Raw genomic sequence first — 15,401 nt, 5'->3', positions numbered from 1 at the left:
GTACTTATCTGCTCTGCCGCGCCGGCTAGCGCTGGTAGTGCGGTGCGTGACGCCCGTTGCGGGCCGGCGGCGGGGTGCGACGGATCGCGTCCGGGCGGCCCGGCTCCTGCCGCGGCTGGGTGTAGCGGCTCACGTCGCCACGTCCGGGTGCCGCATCGGCCCGGCCCGGAGGCAGTTCGCGACGCCCGGCCGGGGTCGGCGCCAACGGGCGGCTCGGCGAGCTGGCGCGACGAGCCAGTGCAGCTTGGCTGCCCTGACCGGACTGTGGTGCCACGCCGTTCTGCGGAACCGGGGGTAGCACCCGCAGCAGGTCGTTGAACTGACGCACCGTGCGCAGTCCCTCGTCCCACTGGGCACGGGTGCTCGTGACCGGCATGCTGACGAGCGTCCAGTTCTGCTCGTTCCACATGATCTCGGCGCAGTCCGGAGCCGTGTGGGCGAAAGTGACCATCCGGCGGTCGCACGCGCGACGGGCGGCATCGAGGTTGGTGGAGTACACCATCCGCGGACCGATCGCACCGAGCAGCCAGATGTCGCTCTCCCGGGGCTCCTTGATGCCCTTGAGCCGCAGATCGACGACGACGTTCGTGCCGACCTTGCGGTGCAGCGCGATCACTGTCGCGACTTCTTCGATGTCAAAGATGAACACCGCCTCGCCACGAATCTGGCCGAGGACGACGTTCTTGGCCGTGACGTCACCGACGGTCGACATCACCCCGCGCTTCCAGCGCTTGAGGATCTCGTGCGACTCGTGCTCGTAGTCGAAGCCATGCGACTTCGCCCACGACTTGCGGCGCCGTCCCAACCCACGCCGACGGTCGATGTCGACGTACAGCAATACGGCCGCACCCACGAAACAGAGTGCGGACAGCGTGAACCAGAGCGGGACCATCGGGCCTAGCCTACTTGTTGACGGCGGAAATGCCCCCACCTTGTGAGGTCACAACCCGGTTACTGGTGATCAGAGCGCTGTGACCGGGACGCTTCGAGGTAGGTGACGATCGCATTCGTGAGCCCCCGCCGGGCCACATCGAGGTCGGTATAGGTGCCGAGTTGACGCTCGGAGGTGATGCCGCGCATTGCGCCGGGGATGAAGGATGCCACCTCACGAACCCGCTCGGGATCCACGTCGAGGTCGGCGAAGGCCTGCTGGCAGGTCTGCAACCAGCTCTGCCCCCACGACGAGAGTTCGGCCGCGGTCTTCGGGTAGAGCCGCTCGAGTTCGGCGTGGTCGCGCGGTAGGGCTGCGCGCAGGTTCTCGATCGCCCGCGAATCGCTGGCCGTCAGACCGTCGTAGAGCAGGTCGATGATGCCGGCGACGCGGTGCCGCAGCGGCGCACCATCGTCGCGGTGGCTCAGCATGCCCGCGCGGCGTTCCGCGGTGCGCTGCAGGACGGCCGCCCAGAATCCGTCGATGTCGCCGAACTGGTACTTCACCGCGCCCCAGGTGGCACCGATCTCTTTGGCGATCCGGTTGGCCGACACCGCTCCCGGGTCGCCGGTGGCCAGCGCCTTGCGCGCGGCTTCCAGCATGTTCTCCCGCGTGGCCAGGCCGCGTCGGTTGGTCCGCCGCGCTCCCGCCTCGGTCTCGGTCATCTCCGAGAGATTAGCCGGTCGGAGACGAGTTTCGTAGAACCCTCTACTAAACCCTTCACAAGTTTCACAGATCCTCCTACGATTCCCGTCATGGCCAAACCACCGTTGTCGATGAAACCGACGGGATGGTTCCAGGTCGCCTGGTCCGACCAGGTCGAGGTCGGTGCAGTGCATGCCATGAAGTACTTCGGCGAGGAGATGGTCGCCTGGCGCTCGGAAGCCGGGCAGGTGACCGTGATGAACGCCTACTGCGAACACCTCGGGGCCCATCTCGGATTCGGCGGCCAGGTCGTCGGCGAGGTCATCCAATGCCCGTTCCACGGTTGGCAGTGGAATGCCGAGGGCCGCAACGTTTGCATTCCCTACCAGGACCGGCCCAACCGCGGCCGCCGGATGCGCACCTACCCCGTCGCCGAGCGCAACGAGGCCATCTACATCTGGCACGACATCGACGGACGAGAGCCGTTCTTCGAGGCGCCCGACGTCTTCGCGTCGTTCGCCGACGGCAGCAGCGCCGCCGACTACTACCCGCAACAGCGACTATTTCGCGCCGGGCTCGAGCTGCATCCGCAGTACGTACTGGAGAACGGCGTCGACTTCGCCCACTTCAAGTACGTCCACCAGACCCCGATCGTGCCGGTGTTCACCCGCCACGACTTCACCGCGCCGATCTCCTACGTCGACTTCACCATCACGTTCGAGGGTGACGATCAACAGTCGATCGACGATGTCCGCAGCGGTGTCGAGGCCATCAACGGCGGTCTGGGCATCGCGGTGACCAAGAGCTGGGGCATGATCGACAACCGCACCATTTCCGCGGTCACCCCTGTCGACGAATCCACCTCCGACGTGCGGTTCATGGTCTACATCGGCCGAACCCCCGGCAAGGACACTCCCCGGGCCGGCGAGCGCGCCGCCGAATTCGGCGACGAGGTGATCCGCCAGTTCACCCAGGACATCCACATCTGGTCACACCAGCGCTATTCCGATCCCCCGGCGCTGGCGACCGCCGAGTACGAGGGCTTCACCGCAATCCGCAAGTGGGCCATGCAGTTCTATCCGGACGGTCTGGGCGGATCCGCCGCAGACCTGGCAAGTGTGAGGAAAAAGGACACCCTATGACCGAGAAGATCCGGGTTTTCCAGGTCGCCACCGGCAATGTCGGCACGGAGATGATCAAACGCATCAGACACCGACCCGATCTTGAACTGATCGGATTGCATTGCTACACACCGGAAAAGGTAGGACGCGATGCCGGTGAGATCGCCGGCATCGATCCCATCGGGGTCACCGCCACCGGCTCGATCGACGAGATCATCGCCGCAAAGCCTGACGTGCTCACTTTTCATGGCGTCTTTCCGGACGAGGACCTGTATGTGAAAGTCCTTGAGGCCGGGATCAACATCGTCACCACCGCCGACTGGATCACCGGCTGGCACCGCGACACCAATCACCCGCACCCCTCCGGCAAGCCGGTGTCGCAGCTGCTGGCCGAAGCGTGCGAAAAAGGTGGTTCCACGTTCTACGGCACGGGCATGAACCCTGGCCTCAACCAGATCCTGGGCGTGGTGTGCTCCGCCGATGTCGCCGAGATCGAGAACGTCACCACCATCGAATCCGTCGACGTGTCATGCCATCACAGCAAGGACACCTGGATCGAGGTCGGTTACGGTCTGCCCGTCGACGATCCCTCGATCCCGGGCAAGCTGCGCAAGTACACCGAGGTGTTCGCAGACAGCGTGTTGATGATGGCCGACTGCTTCGGGTTGGAACTCGACGAGGTCAAGTTCACCTACGAGCTCGGCGCCTGCACCAAGGACGTCGACCTCGGCTGGTACACGCTGCCCAAGGGGTCCCTCGGCGGCAACTACATCAAGTACCAGGGCATGGTCGACGGGGTGCCGCGCGTCGAAACCCATCTGGAATGGCAGATGACCCCGCACACCGATCCCAGCTGGGACATCAAGGGCTGCTACATCACTCAGATCAAGGGCGATCCGTGCGTCTACAACAAGCACATGATCTTCCCGAAACCCGGTGTGGACCTGTCCGATCCGACCTCATTCGCGTCGATAGGCATGACCGTGACCGGACTGCCCGCGCTCAACGCGATCGCGTCGGTGGTCAAGGCACCGCCGGGATTGTTGACGAGTGCCGACGTGCCGTTGCGCGGCTTCGCCGGCCGGTTCAACATCTAGCACTCACCTCTAGCACTCACCTCTCGCGCCGAAACGGTATTCCAGCAGGCGTCCACTCGGACTTTCTCTGCTGGAATACCGTTTCGCGGCAATGGCGGCTGGATCAGCCCAGGATCAGGCCTTCACCGTCCGCGCTGACGTTGACTGGCACCACGTCGCCGTCGTGCACCTCGCCGGCCAACAACATCTTGGCCAGCTGGTCGCCGATGGCCTGCTGCACCAGGCGGCGCAGCGGGCGGGCACCGTAGAGCGGGTCGAAACCACGCTCGGCCAGCCACGTCTTGGCAGGCAGCGACACCTCGAGGGTGAGCCGGCGCTGTCCCAGCCGCTTCTGCAGCTGCTGCAACTGGATGTCGACGATCGACACCAGCTGCTCGGGATTCAGTGCGTCGAACAGGATCACGTCGTCGAGCCGGTTGATGAACTCCGGCTTGAACGCCGCCCGCACCGCCGCCATCACCTGCTCCTCGGTGCCACCGGCACCCAGGTTGGAGGTCAGGATCAGGATCGTGTTGCGGAAGTCGACCGTACGGCCCTGGCCGTCGGTCAACCGGCCCTCGTCGAGCACCTGCAGCAGCACGTCGAACACGTCCGGGTGGGCCTTTTCGATCTCGTCGAACAGCACCACCGTGTACGGACGCCGCCGCACCGCTTCGGTCAGCTGACCGCCCTGGTCGTAGCCGATGTATCCCGGAGGCGCACCGACCAGCCGAGCCACCGAGTGCTTCTCGCCGTACTCGCTCATGTCGATGCGGACCATGGCACGCTCGTCGTCGAAGAGGAACTCCGCCAACGCTTTTGCCAGCTCGGTCTTGCCGACACCGGTCGGGCCCAGGAACATGAACGAACCTGTCGGCCGGTTGGGGTCGGCCACCCCGGCCCGGGTGCGGCGCACCGCATCCGACACCGCGGTCACCGCGGCCTTCTGGCCGATGACGCGCTTGCCCAGCTCCTCCTCCATGCGCAGCAGCTTGGCGCTCTCGCCTTCGAGCATCCGGCCGGCTGGAATACCGGTCCACGCCTCGACCACCTCGGCGATGTCGTCGGGACCGACTTCTTCCTTCAGCATCACGTTCTCGCGTGCCTCGGCCACGGGAAGTGCGGCATCGAGCTTCTTCTCGACCTCCGGGATGCGCCCGTAGCGCAGCTCGGCGGCCTTGGCCAGGTCACCGTCACGCTCGGCCCGATCGGCCTCACCGCGCAACGTGTCCAGCTGCTCCTTGAGCTCGCGGACGATGTCGATGGCGCCCTTCTCGTTCTGCCAACGGGTGGTCAGCTCCGCGAGCTTCTCCTTGTAGTCGGCCAGCTCACCGCGCAGCTTCTCCAGACGTTCCTTGGAGGCGTCGTCCTCTTCCTTCTCCAGCGCCATCTCCTCGATCTCGAGGCGACGGACGAGCCGCTCGACCTCGTCGATCTCGACGGGCCGAGAGTCGATCTCCATACGCAGCCTGGATCCGGCCTCGTCGACCAGGTCGATGGCCTTGTCCGGCAGGAATCGCGAGGTGATGTAGCGATCGGAAAGCGTTGCGGCAGCCACCAATGCGGAGTCGGTGATGCGCACACCGTGGTGCACCTCGTAGCGGTCCTTGAGGCCGCGCAGGATGCCGACGGTGTCCTCGACCGACGGTTCGCCGACCAGTACCTGCTGGAACCGGCGCTCCAGGGCGGCGTCCTTCTCGATGTACTTGCGGTACTCGTCGAGCGTGGTCGCACCGACCAGTCGCAGCTCACCACGGGCCAGCATGGGCTTGATCATGTTGCCCGCATCCATCGCGGATTCACCGGTGGCACCGGCGCCGACGATGGTATGCAACTCGTCGATGAACGTGATGACCTGCCCGGCAGACTCTTTGATGTCGTCGAGCACAGCCTTGAGTCGCTCCTCGAACTCACCGCGGTACTTCGCGCCGGCCACCATGGATCCGAGGTCCAGGGAGATGACGGTCTTGTCGCGCAGGCTTTCCGGGACATCGCCGGCGACGATGCGCTGGGCCAGGCCCTCGACGATGGCGGTCTTGCCGACACCGGGCTCACCGATGAGCACGGGGTTGTTCTTCGTGCGACGGCTCAGCACCTGTACGACACGGCGGATCTCGTTGTCGCGCCCGATGACCGGGTCGAGCTTGCCTTCCCGGGCGCGGGCGGTCAGATCGGTGGAGTACTTCTCCAACGCCTGGTAGCTGCCCTCGGGGTCGGGGCTGGTGACCCTGGCACTACCGCGCACCTTGGTGAAGGCCTCGCGAAGCGCCTCGGGTGAGGCACCGTGCCCGGTCAGCAGTTTGGCGACCTCCGAGTCACCGGTGGCCAGGCCGACCATCAGATGTTCGGTGGAGACGTACTCGTCGTCCATCTCGGTGGCCAGGCCCTGGGCCGTGGTGATCGCGGCGAGCGATTCCCGGCTCAGTTGAGGTTGGCTGCTTGCGCCGCTGGCGCTGGGTAACTGGTCGAGCAGTCGTTGCGCCCCCGCACGAATCGTCGCGGGGTCCACGCCGACGGCCTCGAGCAGGGGTGCGGCAATGCCCTCGTTCTGAGTGAGCAGTGCCATCAAAAGATGGGCGGGACGGATCTCCGGATTGCCTGCGGAACTGGCCGCCTGCAACGCCGAGGTCAGCGCCGCCTGAGTCTTGGTCGTCGGGTTGAACGAGTCCACGACACCTCCCTTTTTCGATAGAGAAAATGCTTGTCGTGATCTACAACGTAGTCAAGGTTGAGTCTGTTCCGCTCAACTTTAGAAATTTTGTGACGCAGCTTTCAGACGACTCAGGACTCCCATGACGGGCGAGACAACCCGAACGCAGCCCTGTCGAAGAAGCTCTCTCGATCCTCCATCCGGTCATAGAAATAGTGAGCGAACAGCGCGGCCAACAGCAGGGCGGGCAGAGGCTGAGCTACTGCCCGTGAGCACTCCAGCTGGTACTCGAACCGATTCCGCTGCGGGGCAGGATTCCGTCTCCGCCGAGTCAGGGTTGCAATCACCGCGCCGGCCGAGTCATGGATCTGCTGATGAACCACATCGAGGCGGTCAACCGGGTTCAGGTAGAACTCGGTAGTGGCAAGACACTGCTGACTGTCCTGCAACCGCATGGACATCCGAGCACCGTGGACCCGTCGCCAGAAGGAACTGGTCTGAACAAGCCGGCCGTACTCACGGTGCTCGGGGTCGGTTACGGCGAGCTGCTGGGCCCGCCTCCCGCCCGTTCTGGTGATCAACCACAGCGGCTCACCTGATGGGGCCGTGACTTCAAACTCGACCGTGCGGGTGTCCCTACCGACAAACCCAGGGATCGGCGTCGCCGGATGAACGACGGCAAGTTGACGACCATGTCGGTCACCGATCGAACAATCGATGTCCTCGGCACGACGGCCCGGCAGCTCGCGAAGGAGAAGAACCTCCTGCCCGAGTGGGTAACCGAAACCTCGACGGTGCCCGGGAATCGCCGCGTCGGCAGACCATCCTGAGTGTGGCAACGTCATAGCAGCTCCCCCACACACCATGTCGATTCGCTCGCGCCAAACCCACCGTAGCGCGTGCATTCCGCCGAAATTGGCAGGCAGACTCGATCACGTGCACATCGCCGTCGTCGCCGCCTCCGCACCCAGCCATATGTACCCGCATTTGGCGGTGGTTCACGAGTTGGCGCGCCGCGGCCATCGGGTGAGCTACCTGGTCGGCGGGCATCTGGCCGGCCTGGTCACCCCGACCGGGGCGGACGTCATCTCCTGCACCTCGGTGCTGCCCGGTGCGCCCGGGGCACCGGAGAGCTTCGACGACGCCGATCCGGTGGCCGGCATGCGGATGTTCCTCGACGAGGCCATCCACGTGCTGCCCCAGCTTCACGCCGCTCTGGATGATGATCGGCCCGACCTCGTGCTCTACGACATCGGCGGCATGGCCGGTCCGGTGGCTGCGGAGCAGTGGGGTGTACCGGCCGCTCAGTTGTCACCCAGCGAGGTGGCATGGGAGGGCTATTTCGACGACATGGCCGAGACCCTCGGCCCGATCCTCGGCAGTCCCAGTGGCGTGGCTTACCGCCAGACGTTCGACGACTGGCTGACCGATTCGCGGTCAGGTTTGACGTTCGACGAGGTGACCGGCGTGCCGCGACGTTGCCTGGCGCTGCTCCCCCGCGTGATGCAGCGCAACGCCGACCGGGTGGGTGATCGCTATCGGTTCGTGGGACCGTGCATCGATCCGCGTCGCGAGGATCCGGGCGACTAGAGCCCGCCGGACGGCGACGGTCCGCTGGCCCTGCTGGCCTTCGGCACGGCCTACACAGACCGAGCCGACGTGTACCGCAACGTGATCGGTGCGCTCGACGGACAGGGCTGGCGGCTGGTGCTGGCCGCCGGCCGCGCCGACGTCGATGACTTGGGTGCCGTCCCTCCGTGGGTCCAGCTGCGCACTACCGTCCCCCAACCGGCGGTGTTGCAACGGGCGGACTGTTTCATCACCCACGCGGGCATGGGCTCGTGCACCGAAGCGCTGTGGTTCGGGGTGCCGATGGTGGCCCTACCGCAGGCCGTCGACCAGCCGGCCAACGCCGCCCACCTGGAGGCGATCGGCGCCGGCCGTCACCTTCCGGACGATCTACCCGGTACGGCGGAGATCCGCGACGCGGTACTCGGCGTGGCGACCGATCAGCAGATCCGGGCGAACCTCGACGCAATTCGCGACGAGATCCGTTCCCACGGCGGGCCCGGACATGCCGCTGATGCCGTGGAGGACGTTGCGACCGGACGTTGGTGAGCACTCACCTCCCAGGCGACTCGATGCTTGCTAGGTTTTGCTCGGGACTGCATCGAGAGGGCGGCAATGACTGAAAGCTGGGGTTCGGTGCTTGCCGAACTCATTCCACTGGCAATGGTGGTGGCGCTGTCGCCGCTGTCGATCATTCCCGCGGTGCTGGTGCTGCACACCCCTCACCCCCGGCCCGCCGGCCTGGCGTTCCTCACGGGGTGGCTCGTCGGACTGGCCGCGCTGACCACGATCTTCGTCGGCGTCTCCAGCATGCTCGGCGGGCTCAACGCAGCCCCGACCTGGGCCTCGTGGTTACGCATCGTGGTGGGCGCCGCCCTCATCGTCTTCGGCGTCTACCGCTTTCTCACCCGGGCCAAATCCGAGCACATGCCGGGCTGGATGACCAAGCTCAGCACGCTCACGCCGGTCAAGGCGGGGGCCGCCGGCGCGGTGCTCACCGTGGTGAATCCCAAGGTGCTGTTCATCTGCGCGGCAGCAGGATTGGCCATCGGTAGCGCCGGCCTGGGCCAGCCCGGGGTGTGGGCAGCGGGGCTCTATTACGTGTTGGCGGCCGGATCGACCGTCGCGCTGCCGATCCTCGCCTATGCGGTGTCGGGAGAGCGCTTGGACCCCGCGCTGGTCCGGCTAAAAGACTGGATGGAACGCAACCACGCCGTGTTGGTTGCCGCCATTCTCGTGGTGATCGGCCTGCTCGTGCTCTACAAGGGAATTCACGCGCTATAGGCGACGTATTCGGCGCAGGAGACGCTACGGTGTGCGCATGTCCGAATCCGGTTTCGGTGATTTCGAATTCGAGCGGAAGTTCTTTGTCCGCGAATTGCCCGCAGTGGCAGCATCGGATCCCGCACCAGCACTGATCGTCCAGGCATATCTGTTCGCTTCCGACGGATATGCGGTCCGCGTTCGGGTCCAGGGTCCCGCGCCCGCAGAATTGGGCGGCGCTCCCGCCGAACTCGTCGCGACTTTGGGAGATGAATCGCTGGGGACCATGACCGCGAAAGGTCCGGCCGTCGGCGGCACCCGATACGAGGCCGAACGCGAACTCGACCCATTGATCGCGGCGCAGATCGTCGGTCGATCCGAACATGTGGTTGCCAAGGTTCGCTATTCGATGTGGCTCGGCGAGGACGGCTGGATCATCGACCAGTTCCTGGGCCGGAACGCACCGCTATTGCTCTCGGAAGTCGAACGCGGCGGGCCGGTTGTCGATCTGGCCATTCCGTCATTCTGCGTTTCCGAGGTTTCCGAGGACGACCGGTTCCGCAATGAATACCTGGCACACAATCCATTCGGCACCTGGGCCGACGAATACCGGGGTGAGCTTGCGCGCCGCGGCCCTACCTTCGTGGATACGTTGGGCCAGAATCAGTTCGAGGGCAGCTGACGGCCGCGGCCCTGACTGACGGTTGCCCGAGCGCGTCCAGATCACTGCTGAGGGCTGTCCGCCTCGAACTCCGGCAACCCCAGCTCCGCCGCATCGGCGGTGAGATAGCGAGTCACTGTCGGCGCGAGTAGGCGCACAACCTCCTCGCCGGACAACGTCGCCATCGGCGGCACTGCCATCACATACCGCAGCATCGCGGTACCGACAAGATTCGATGCGGCGAGCATGGCCCGCAATCGAGCCTGCTCGCCGCCACCCAGCACGCCGGACACCGCGGCGAGCACATAGTCCTGCATGAACGTTCGAAATGCCACGTGCGCATCGGAATTCGATGTCGCGGACTGCAGCATGACCCGCATGCTGGCTGCGGTGTCGGGTGATTCCCACATCGTCAGGTAGGTGCGGACCATCCGTTCGCCGATCTCCGCCTCCGGCCCTTCCAGGGCGGCCACCAGCACGTCGGGATCGAGGATCAGCCGCAGCGACTCCCGAAACAGGTCGGCCTTCGATCCGAACAGGTAGAGCACCATCGACGCGTCGACATGCGCGTCGGAAGCAATAGACCGCAGCGTCGTCTTCTCGTACCCCTCGGCTGCGAAGCGCTGCTTGGCCGCCGCGAGCACTGCGTCGCGGGACACCGGGTCACCTTGACGTCGCCCGCGCCGGCTCGCAGTTTTCCCTGGTGAAGCCATACATCGACACTATCATTTCAATGACTGTTGAAAACATCCGAGGCGGACGTTACCCTCACATCAACCGATTAATTCAACGTCGGATGAAAAGAGGGAATGATGCTCTCGACACAGGTCTCCACGCCCCACCACGCGGCACCTGAACATGCGCCACCCGCCGCCCTGCGCGCCATGGGTATCGTCGCCGCCCTCACCGTCGCGATCGCGGTCGTTGCCATCGCCTTCGCCCTGCCCGCCTCACGCTCCAAGCCCCACCAGATCCCGATCGGTGCGGCGGGCCCCCAGGCCGCCACCAGCCAGGTCGCCCAAAGACTCGAACAGCAGGCCCCCGGCGCGTTCAAGGTCACCTACTACCCCGGCGAGGCCACCCTGCGGGAGGCGATCCTCAACCGAAACGTCTACGGCGGCATCGCCTTCGGCCCCGATGGGCCGACCATGCTGACCGCGACCGGAGGCAGCCCGGCCGTCGCACAGCTGCTCACCCAGATCGGTGGCGGTATCGCGGCGCACTCGGGACTGTCCCTGCACACCGAGGACCTGGCCCCACCCACCGCCCAGGATCCGCGCGGGACCGGGTTGGCCGCCTCTGCCCTGCCGATCACCTTGGCCGGGATGTTGCCTGCGGTCGCTCTGACCCTGATGCTGCGCCGTGAGGTGTGGACCCGCCTGACCGCCACCATCGTGTTCTCCGTACTCGCCGGCATCACGGTGGCAGCCCTGCTGCGTTACGTGTTCGGTTCGATCGACTCGAACTTGTGGGGCGTGGCCGCAGGCCTGACCTTGGGAATTGCTGCCGCCGGATTGCTCATGCTCGGCTTGGGAGCGATGTTCGGCAAAGTCGGATTGGGCGTGGGCGCGGCGCTGGCCCTGCTACTCGGCAACCCGCTGTCCGGGCTGACCGCTGCGCCGGAGATGCTGCCGTCCGGCTGGGGCAAGCTCGGCCAGCTGCTGCCTCAGGGGGCCACTGCGACGCTGCTGCGGTCCACCGCCTACTTCGACGGAGCCGGGGCCGACTCGGCGATCATCGTGCTCGGTTGCTGGGTCGTCGTCGGCCTGTCATTGGTGATCATGGCCGCTTTACGGCGCCCGAGCCGCTCCGCGCCTATGATGCAGCTCCGTGGGCCTCGATGACCGTGCAGCGCTGGAGACACTCCAGAACGCCGTCGACCTCACGCAGGGCTCAGAGCCGCTGATCCGCGATTTCTACACGCGCTGGTTCGCCACCGACCTCTCGGCCCGCGATCTGTTTCCCCCCGATATGGACAGCCAGCGCAAGGTCTTCGCCCGCGCCCTGACCTGGCTGTTCGGAGAGTTGATCGCCCAGCGGGCGGAGGAGCCGGTGGCGTTCCTGGCTCAACTCGGCAGAGACCACCGCAAGTACGGTGTGACGCAGAGTCATTACGACTCGATGCAGGAAGCGCTGTTCAACGCGCTGCACGACCACCTCGAGGCCGATTGGGACGACGCCCTGGCCGAGACCACCCGCGACGCGGTGGCCCTGATCATCGGGGTGATGCGCGGGGCCGCCGACGCCGAGGAATCTCCGGCGTACTGCGACGGCACTGTCATCGAACACCACCGGGTCACCCGCGATGTCTCGGTGATCCGGCTGCAGCTCGACCAGGCGCTGTTCTACTACCCCGGTCAATACGTCACGGTCCAGGTGCCCCAGTGGCCGCGGCGCTGGCGCTATCTGAGCCCGGCCATTCCCTCGGACCGCTCGGGAGCCATCGAGTTCCACGTCCGGTCCGTGCCCGGCGGCATGGTGAGCACTGCCGTCGTCGCGGAGACCAAGATCGGCGACCGTTGGCGCCTGTCCAGCCCGCACGGCGGCCTGCAGGTCGACCGCGATGGCGAAGATGTGCTGATGGTGGCGGGCAGCACCGGCCTGGCCCCGCTGCGCACCATCATCATGGACATGACGCTGCACGGCGAGAATCCCCGCGTGCACCTGTTCTTCGGGGGCCGCTATCCGTGCGACCTGTACGACCTGAAGACGCTGTGGCACATCGCCTCGACCAATCCGTGGCTGTCGGTCACCCCGGTGTCGGAGTACAGCACCGATCCCCCGTGGGCCGGCCAGTATCCCGACGTCCGGCCGCCGCGCGGGCTGCACGTGCGCCAGACCGGCACGCTGGCCGAGGTCGTGACGAAATTCGGCAACTGGGGTGATCGGCAGATCCTCATCTGCGGTGGACCGGACATGGTCACTGCGACGAAGGCCGCGCTGGTTGAGCGAGGTGCACCGGCCGAGCGCATCCAGCACGACCCGCTGACGCGCTGACGCGTGCCAGACTGGCGGCATGGCCGAGGTTCACCCAGTCACCTTGTCTGACCCGTCGTCGTCACTGACGGCCACCTACGTTCCGGACGCAGGGATGATCTGCACGTCGTTGACCGACGGCCCCGTCGAGTATCTGGGCCAGCGGCGCGGTCTGCACGCCTATGTCGCCGACGGCAAGACCATGGGGATTCCCATCCTGTATCCGTGGGCAAACCGACTGAGCGCCAACGAGTACCGTGTCGACGACACCACCGTGCAGGTGACCCCAGGGGTCAACGGTGTGCGCGCTGATGCGCACGGGGCGCCGATGCACGGTGTGCTGGCCGCCAGTCCGGACTGGCAGGTGATCGAAAAACTCGGGAACGTACTGATAGCGGAATTGGACTGGAGTGCCCAGCCAAGCCTGCTGGCGACGTTCCCCTTCCCCCACCGCCTCACGATGGCGGTGACGCTGGCCGACCGGACCCTTACGGTGGCCACCACCGTGACACCGACGGCCCAACAACACGTCCCGCTGTGCTACGGCTATCACCCGTACGTGACGATTCCCGATGTGCCGCGCGAGGATTGGCAGTTGCAGTCCCCCGCCATGCGGCACCTGCTCGTGGATGAGCGGGGCCTACCCACCGGCGAATCACGGCAGTGGCCGGGTGGGAGGCAACGTCTCGGTACCACCGAACTGGACGACGGGTTCGACGATCTCGAGCCGGGGGCGGTGTTCGCACTGTCCGGTGCGGACCGCCGCGTGGAGGTCACCTTCGACGCGGGCTACACCGCAGCGCAGCTGTTCGCGCCGGGCAGCGATGCCGTGGTGGGCATCGAGCCGATGACCGCACCGACCGACGCGCTACACCGCGGAAGTTACAAAATGGCCGCCCCCGGAAGTCCGGAGACGGCCACCTTTTCGATCAGAGTCAGCTAGCGTGCACCCCTGCGCGGCTGCCACAGGACCACCGCTTTCGACGCCACCGAAACGTCGCGCCGCTGGTCGGTGAGTTGGTCGACCTGTTGGGTCAACTCGGAAACCCGCGTGCGCAGCGCGTCAACCTGATTGGTCAGTTCGATGATCCGCTTGATCCCGGCGAGGTTGACGCCCTCGTCCTGTGACAGCCGCTGCACCTCACGGAGCAGGTCGACGTCACGTTCGGAGTAGCGACGCCCGCCGCCGGAACTGCGCTGCGGGCTGACCAGGCCGAGCCGGTCGTATGTGCGCAGGGTCTGCGCGTGCATACCGGCCAGCTCGGCGGCCACCGAGATCAAGAACGTACGGGCTTCCTCTTTCCGCTGGCTCATATGTTGCCTGCCCATCCGGCCCGCGGATCGAAACCACTGGCCCGTTCGGCTTTCGCATACGCTTCCAGCGCCTCTGCCGCTTCACCTTCCAGGTTCGGCGGCACTGCGACCTTCACCGTGACCAGCAGGTCACCGTGGCCGCCGGAGCGCTTGGGCACCCCCCGCCCGCGCACCCGCAGGATCCGGCCGTCGGAGGTGCCCTTGGGCACCCGCACACCGACCTTGCCTTCCAGGGTGGGAACGGAAAGCGTTGTCCCAAGAGCTAATTCGTGGAAACTGACCGGAACGCTCACTGTCAGGTCGTCGCCGTCACGCCCGAACACCTTGTCCGGACGCACGTGCACGGTGACGTAGAGGTCGCCCGAGGGTGCACCTCGTAGCCCGGCCTCACCCTGGCCGGCCAGCCGAATACGCTGACCGTCCTCGACACCCGGTGGGATCCGCACGTTGATCGTGCGGGTCCGGGTGGTGACGCCGGTGCCCTGACATTCGGCACACGGGTGCTCGATGATCGAACCGCTGCCCCGGCATTCGGTGCAGGGCTCGGAGAACCCGAATGCCCCCTGGTTGCGGTTGACCACACCGGAGCCGTTGCAGTTCGGGCATACCTTGGGGCTGGTTCCCGGCCGCGCACCGCTGCCGTGGCAGTTGGTGCACGGTGCCGGGCTGGTCAGCCGCAGCGGCATGGCCACGCCCTTGGTGGCTTCCAGGAAGGACAGCTCGGTTTCGGTTTCCAGGTCGTTGCCCCGGCGGGGCCGGCTCGGCCGCGGTTGTGCACCGCGCCCGAACAGCCCGCCGAAGAGGTCACCGATGTTGGCACCGCCGCTCTGGCCGGCCGCATCGAACAGGTCGCCCAGGTTGAATTCGGCTCCGTCGGAACCGAATCCGCCACTGAAGTTCCCGCCCTGGTTGAACCGACGCCCACCCCCGGCGAACAACCGGCGGGTCTCGTCATACTCCTTGCGCTTCGCGGGGTCCGACAGAACACTGTTCGCCTCGGAAACCGCCTTGAACCGCTCTGCCGCTCCCGCATCGGGATTGCGGTCAGGATGCAGTTCCGAGGCCAGTTTCCGGTAGGCCTTCTTGATCTCGTCGGCGCTGGCGTCAGAGGAGACGCCGAGTTCTTTATAGAAGTCCTTCTCGACCCACTCGCGTTGGGCCATGCGCCACCTCCTTACCTCTTCTCTCTAGTTGG

General features: G+C 66.0%; 17 protein-coding genes. 11 read left to right on the top strand and 6 right to left on the bottom strand.

Going from position 1 to position 15,401, the window contains the following annotated elements; genetic code table 11:
* Positions 1–25: 25 nt before the first annotated feature.
* On the bottom strand, positions 26–892 hold the full coding sequence (ttfA, locus tag AC4ELS_RS03820; protein ID WP_055110682.1) for a trehalose monomycolate transport factor TtfA: 867 nt from the start codon (positions 890–892) through the stop codon (positions 26–28).
* A gap of 59 nt (positions 893–951) precedes the next feature.
* Positions 952–1,596 carry a TetR/AcrR family transcriptional regulator gene (locus AC4ELS_RS03815; RefSeq protein ID WP_499045949.1) on the bottom strand — a complete coding sequence of 215 codons (645 nt, stop codon included), beginning with the start codon at positions 1,594–1,596 and terminating at the stop codon, positions 952–954.
* Positions 1,597–1,686: 90 nt separating this feature from the next.
* Between AC4ELS_RS03815 and AC4ELS_RS03810 the strand changes: the two genes are divergently transcribed.
* Positions 1,687–2,718, top strand: a complete 1,032-nt coding sequence (locus tag AC4ELS_RS03810; RefSeq protein WP_499045947.1) for a Rieske 2Fe-2S domain-containing protein — start codon at positions 1,687–1,689, stop codon at positions 2,716–2,718.
* Positions 2,715–3,794 (top strand): NAD(P)H-dependent amine dehydrogenase family protein, encoded by a 1,080-nt coding sequence (locus AC4ELS_RS03805; RefSeq protein ID WP_448448448.1) that lies wholly within the window; start codon positions 2,715–2,717, stop codon positions 3,792–3,794. Before AC4ELS_RS03810 ends, AC4ELS_RS03805 begins: the two co-directional genes overlap by 4 nt.
* 103 nt (positions 3,795–3,897) lie before the next feature.
* Here AC4ELS_RS03805 and clpB read toward each other — a convergent pair whose 3' ends face one another.
* The gene (gene clpB / locus AC4ELS_RS03800) at positions 3,898–6,444 is read right to left on the bottom strand and encodes an ATP-dependent chaperone ClpB (protein WP_064960991.1); all 2,547 of its coding nucleotides are present in this window, start codon (positions 6,442–6,444) and stop codon (positions 3,898–3,900) included.
* 353 nt (positions 6,445–6,797) lie between these two features.
* On the opposite strand from clpB, the gene AC4ELS_RS03795 reads away from it, so the two are divergent.
* The 6 genes from AC4ELS_RS03795 to AC4ELS_RS03770 all read left to right on the top strand — a co-directional run bounded on the left by AC4ELS_RS03795 (position 6,798) and on the right by AC4ELS_RS03770 (position 9,937).
* The gene (locus tag AC4ELS_RS03795; protein WP_498883159.1) at positions 6,798–7,022 is read left to right on the top strand and encodes a hypothetical protein; all 225 of its coding nucleotides are present in this window, start codon (positions 6,798–6,800) and stop codon (positions 7,020–7,022) included.
* A 69-nt stretch (positions 7,023–7,091) separates the two neighbouring features.
* Positions 7,092–7,253: a hypothetical protein gene (locus AC4ELS_RS03790; protein WP_498883158.1), complete on the top strand. Its 162-nt coding sequence runs from the start codon at positions 7,092–7,094 to the stop codon at positions 7,251–7,253.
* A 106-nt stretch (positions 7,254–7,359) separates the two neighbouring features.
* Entirely contained in the window at positions 7,360–8,013 is a 654-nt protein-coding gene (locus AC4ELS_RS03785) for a glycosyltransferase (protein ID WP_499045944.1), read from the top strand.
* A gap of 69 nt (positions 8,014–8,082) precedes the next feature.
* Entirely contained in the window at positions 8,083–8,541 is a 459-nt protein-coding gene (locus tag AC4ELS_RS03780) for a nucleotide disphospho-sugar-binding domain-containing protein (protein WP_499045942.1), read from the top strand.
* Positions 8,542–8,607: 66 nt separating this feature from the next.
* Positions 8,608–9,276: a GAP family protein gene (locus AC4ELS_RS03775; protein ID WP_064960990.1), complete on the top strand. Its 669-nt coding sequence runs from the start codon at positions 8,608–8,610 to the stop codon at positions 9,274–9,276.
* Between the two features lie 37 nt (positions 9,277–9,313).
* The gene (locus AC4ELS_RS03770; RefSeq protein WP_499045940.1) at positions 9,314–9,937 is read left to right on the top strand and encodes a CYTH domain-containing protein; all 624 of its coding nucleotides are present in this window, start codon (positions 9,314–9,316) and stop codon (positions 9,935–9,937) included.
* Between the two features lie 41 nt (positions 9,938–9,978).
* Here the strand turns inward: AC4ELS_RS03770 and AC4ELS_RS03765 are convergent, their stop codons facing one another.
* Positions 9,979–10,629 carry a TetR/AcrR family transcriptional regulator gene (locus AC4ELS_RS03765; protein ID WP_499045938.1) on the bottom strand — a complete coding sequence of 217 codons (651 nt, stop codon included), beginning with the start codon at positions 10,627–10,629 and terminating at the stop codon, positions 9,979–9,981.
* Positions 10,630–10,728: 99 nt separating this feature from the next.
* On the opposite strand from AC4ELS_RS03765, the gene AC4ELS_RS03760 reads away from it, so the two are divergent.
* From AC4ELS_RS03760 to AC4ELS_RS03750, 3 genes are read left to right on the top strand one after another with little or no spacing between them, the layout of a single operon-like run.
* Complete coding sequence (locus tag AC4ELS_RS03760; protein ID WP_499045935.1) at positions 10,729–11,760, top strand: ABC transporter permease; 1,032 nt, start codon at positions 10,729–10,731, stop codon at positions 11,758–11,760.
* On the top strand, positions 11,747–12,913 hold the full coding sequence (locus AC4ELS_RS03755; RefSeq protein WP_499045933.1) for an FAD-binding oxidoreductase: 1,167 nt from the start codon (positions 11,747–11,749) through the stop codon (positions 12,911–12,913). Before AC4ELS_RS03760 ends, AC4ELS_RS03755 begins: the two co-directional genes overlap by 14 nt.
* A 19-nt stretch (positions 12,914–12,932) precedes the next feature.
* On the top strand, positions 12,933–13,835 hold the full coding sequence (locus AC4ELS_RS03750; RefSeq protein ID WP_498883154.1) for an aldose 1-epimerase: 903 nt from the start codon (positions 12,933–12,935) through the stop codon (positions 13,833–13,835).
* Here AC4ELS_RS03750 and AC4ELS_RS03745 read toward each other — a convergent pair.
* The gene (locus tag AC4ELS_RS03745; protein ID WP_064881745.1) at positions 13,832–14,206 is read right to left on the bottom strand and encodes a heat shock protein transcriptional repressor HspR; all 375 of its coding nucleotides are present in this window, start codon (positions 14,204–14,206) and stop codon (positions 13,832–13,834) included. The genes AC4ELS_RS03750 and AC4ELS_RS03745 overlap by 4 nt on opposite strands.
* Positions 14,203–15,369 (bottom strand): molecular chaperone DnaJ, encoded by a 1,167-nt coding sequence (gene dnaJ, locus AC4ELS_RS03740; RefSeq protein ID WP_055110693.1) that lies wholly within the window; start codon positions 15,367–15,369, stop codon positions 14,203–14,205. The genes AC4ELS_RS03745 and dnaJ overlap by 4 nt, the downstream gene beginning before the upstream one ends.
* Between the last annotated feature and the right edge of the window lie 32 nt (positions 15,370–15,401).

It is taken from the genome of Mycobacterium shunyiense (assembly GCF_058270035.1).
The sequence above is the reverse complement of the archived record's forward strand: the minus strand, read 5'-3'. Positions and strand labels throughout refer to the sequence as shown.